Origin of the sequence: Thauera sp. WH-1 (genome assembly GCF_047806685.1) — a bacterium.
Lineage (GTDB): Bacteria > Pseudomonadota > Gammaproteobacteria > Burkholderiales > Rhodocyclaceae > Thauera.
Genome location: NZ_JBLQGP010000053.1, coordinates 1 through 3,900, shown reverse-complemented (window position 1 = coordinate 3,900; position 3,900 = coordinate 1). Strand labels below are relative to the sequence as shown.

Below are 3,900 nucleotides of genomic sequence, written 5' to 3'. Positions count from 1 at the left end.
CTTCAGGGCGTGCTCCACGACTTCGTCATGCTCTTCGAGTCCCACTACCTCGGCCAGATCGAGCGCTATTACCGGGATCGATCGCGCGAGCACCTCGTCGCACCCGACTTCGTCCAGCCCGACCTGTTCCGCTCGGCCTACCCGGACGATCCACCGTTCTGAACCGTCCTCAAGCACAAACGCCGCCCCCTCAGCATCACCGGGCGGCGTTTCAATTCGGCGGCGGGCCTCTGCAGGCCATCGCGCTACGTGATCATCGGAGCATCAAATCGGGTGACCACACTCACCTCCCCTCCTTCGGGATGAAAGTGCCCGATCGAGCGCCCAGCGTGCGCGGTCGATCGGGCGCATGAGTGCTAGTTAGTCATTCGCAGGCTTGGATCTCCTCGATTGCCTTCGGCCGCTTCGCGCTCCGGCCATGCGGATGATGGCCGGCTTGGCAGTGCGCGTTTCAAGGCCTTCGTTTGCCTGCCGCAGGCACTCCTCCTCGTTGAGTGGAGGAAGGGAGGTGTCTGCATTCCTGAGCGCGTCCCTCAGGACATCCGAGAGCACAGACGTGAAACCCACGACTTGGCCTCGAAGAGTGTTGAGTCGGCTTTCGGGGTCGAGGTCGGGTTTGATGCCTACCATGTCGAAGACATGGTGCATCCAGCCCATCGTGATCCATCCGAGCCAGGCGCCTGGGGTGGCTGCATCAGGCTGCTGGCGAAGCGTTTCGAGAAAGATCCTGGCGAGCGCATCGCCGGTGAGATTGCCGCCGACGTAGCCGCCCGTGGTGGGTACATCCCAGAACCGGATTTCGCCGTGCTGCCGGCCGATAAAGGGGAGGCGGTGAAGCGGCTCTTGGGCTTCATGATGAAAACGAAGCTGGGGACGAGCAGGGCTTGCTGCAGAGGGTGCAGAGGCGGAGGTAACCATGACTAGAACTCCTTGTGGCGGTTAAATCCGCTACCCACTTTCCACGGTGGGAGGCGGACCGGTACGAGGGTGGAAACCGGACACAAGGACCCGGCCCAGCCGAAGCTGGCCTCGCACGGCCCGCCATTGGCTGCTCAGGTCATGCGACGAGAAAAACCCTCCCGAGAGGGCTTTTCTGCCTTGTGTCAAAGCGGGTTTCCACGCCCGGCCATCCTTGTTTGAGATGGCTTGCGGATCATGCATTCGGCGGAAAGGTAGGTCAACTTGTCCTGGATTGAGTGGCTGGGCATACACTCTGCTCCGGCACGTTGCAGTTCTGGGACCCAAAGAAACTGTTCGGAGAGGGCCCAAGGAAGTTCCCCGACCGAGGGCAGCGTCTCGGACGGACAAGCGAGGGGGAATCCGAGGTAAGTACCTCTGGAGGATGGTTACTGCAGGCAGAAAAGTCGCCTGCGATCTGTGGGGGCAACTTTGGGGGCAACTGGGAAAGGCCGTCCGCCAAAACTCGATATGTTTTGTAGTGTTTTTGCAACACTTCGGTAGACCTTCGGTCCACCAATACCCTCAAAGCCCGGACTTGCTCCGGGCTTTGTCTTATCTGCCCGTAACGCCAGCGCTGGCGCGGGTTCCGGCGATTCGTGCGAAAGGTACGGTCGCGCCACAAAGACCGTATTCGTCATAAATTGCACAAAAATGAGGCAGAGAGGGCTCTCTACTCTCTGCTTGTGCGAAAGGCGGTTTCGCACGCGTTCTATACAAATCAATGGCTTACGAAGGCATGTTTGAAACGTGCTGTGGTTGACCAAGTCCAGCCACTGGTCGCGCCGTGTCCCGATGCGGCGATCGCGATGCATCCGGTGTCGCGGGCGGTGGGGAACGTGAGGAATGATGAGCCGGGGTTGATTGAGCCGGTTGGGGTGGGGTGAGCGGGAGCGGACGGTCAGCGGGACTGATCGGTCGCCTCAATATATCAAGAGCAGCGGGGCTGCACTTCGGAGGTCGGCAGACGAGCCTCGCCGGCGAGCATGTCTGGGCACTCGCCTACCCCGTTTCAACGGTCGGTCTGAACGAAGGGATTGTTCGGCCCCACATCCGCGCTCGGGGAGAGGAGGACGAGCGATACGAGCGGATGCGTCTTCCGTTGGAATGTCTGCGCTGAATCGCTCTTGATTCCATCGGCGCATTTTGAGGCGCTCGTCATTTCAAGTCACCCGCTTTGCCCGCGGTATCTGACGGGCCTACATGTGTCCGGTCGATGTGATGCATAGACAAACGACCTGCGGGCAACTATAGATGAAGGATGTTAGGAGTGGTTTGTCGGGTTTCGAGTAGATGTCCGCGTGGTTGAAAGTTTCATCTGGCTCGCAGTTATCGTTTGACGGTTCCGGGCGACTGGCGATCCACTATTCCGGAGTGGAATCATGGAAGAAAAGGAACTAGTTGACTGGGTGATATCGAAGGATGCCAGAGAAACACTGCTGATAGCATCTATTATTGGGTCCGTCGTTTTTCTGCTTTATGGCGTGTTTAATGGCAAGCCGCCGTTTCTCAAAGAGGCGCAGCTGGATGAAAAGGGAAGGCGTATCTCTCTATGGTTAGGAGGGGGGTTTGTGGGAATATTCCTTCTCACTTTGACAATACCTATGGGCTACGATTTCGCGTATTCTGATAGGCTCGCGTTATATATTGGGGATCGTCTCGTATCCGAAAGAAATGTTTCGTTCTTGGCCTTGGATGAAAATGCGAATAGGTTGGAAGGTGCAGTCACGGTCAAGAGGATTGGCCGCGAAGGTAGCAAGCCGATCTTTAGTTTGCCCATTGCTGACCATAGTCTTTCCGTGCATACCAGTCCTCTAAAATTCGTCGGTAGTCGTGGAGGCAAAGAAATCGAAATAGCAAAAGGAGGTGGGGATAGGATTTGGGTTTCGGACGACGCAGGAAAAGTATTGGGCCCAATAAAGATTAGAGATGCGCAAGGAAGAGAAATAGGAAATATTCCAACCAATAATTGGGGTGCAATTATTATCCCGGATAACGCGCGAGTTGAATTTTACAATGCGGCTCTGTTGTATAGGGATCAACAAGGATCCATACAAAGAAAATGGATAGGATCCAGGCTTGATTTTAATAATTTTGAGTACGGAGGCTATGAGGAACTTCTTCGTGAATGGCAGGAGCCTAGGGCGATACAGGTTCTTATGATTTCGGACGGCTTTCAAGGGCGTCCTATGAGTTCGTCGATCAGTTATGACCCCACGACTTTGGTTGCCGCCAGCAATTTCTTTCCGATTGGAACTGAGTTACTGATAGGGAATCCGTTGGTACAGAGCACGCCAATATCTGTAACAGTTCAGGACTCAACGCGATTAGGCAGGCTGGTGTTGTCGTCCGCAGCTTTTGAAGCTTTGCAGTTTGAACATTCCGGAAATCCGGTCGCGGATGTCCAGATTGTTGACTATCACTTTAAACGTGCGAAGAACGTGTTGAGTCAGACTCCTGTTATCGGGTCAGGGAGCAGTTCTAGAGTTCGGTAGACACATCGGATTACTTCTTGCTCAGGAAGATGCTGTGAAAACCGTCCGCATTACCCTTGCTTACCCACAAGCCCCAATTCCCAGTTCGATGCCGGTCGCCCCAGCACCACCATATTCAAGGGCTCGGATTTTCTCCGGGCCCTTTCCTTTTGGTACGTCCCCCGCGTGGCGCGGGGTTCCGGCTCGCTGGCTTTTTACGCGCACGCGGCCTCGCTCACGCTCGGTGATCGGTGGAACAGCAATGCCCAGTGTGCTCAGTACGAATTTCAGCAATACGGATAGCGCGGTCGTGAGAGGCGTCAAGAAGCCCGCCTGTGGGACAATCCATGCCGTCATCCTCAACAACAAGCACACCCGATGGCGCAAATATGCCCGGCTCTGGATACCCTCCGGCACGATGCCGGCCTGTACCGCGAGCTTGATGTTCTGGACCGTCTGCAGCAGTCGC

The 3,900-nt window shown here is 55.9% G+C and carries 3 protein-coding genes and 1 pseudogene; 2 read left to right on the top strand and 2 right to left on the bottom strand.

Annotated features, from left to right (window positions below):
* Window positions 1–360: 360 nt before the first annotated feature.
* Window positions 361–918: a hypothetical protein gene (locus ACMV5O_RS21170; protein ID WP_416165289.1), complete on the bottom strand. Its 558-nt coding sequence runs from the start codon at window positions 916–918 to the stop codon at window positions 361–363.
* 991 nt (window positions 919–1,909) lie between these two features.
* Here ACMV5O_RS21170 and ACMV5O_RS21165 point away from each other — a divergent pair.
* Together ACMV5O_RS21165 and ACMV5O_RS21160 are read left to right on the top strand one after the other, a co-directional pair.
* Window positions 1,910–2,077, top strand: a pseudogene (locus ACMV5O_RS21165) (IS200/IS605 family transposase); the annotation flags it as partial.
* A 262-nt stretch (window positions 2,078–2,339) separates the two neighbouring features.
* A complete protein-coding gene (locus tag ACMV5O_RS21160; protein WP_416165288.1) occupies window positions 2,340–3,452 on the top strand; it encodes a hypothetical protein in 1,113 nt (370 codons plus the stop codon).
* Between the two features lie 60 nt (window positions 3,453–3,512).
* Here the strand turns inward: ACMV5O_RS21160 and ACMV5O_RS21155 are convergent.
* The coding region (locus ACMV5O_RS21155; protein WP_416165287.1) for a hypothetical protein at window positions 3,513–3,900 on the bottom strand (388 nt) is incomplete at its 5' end.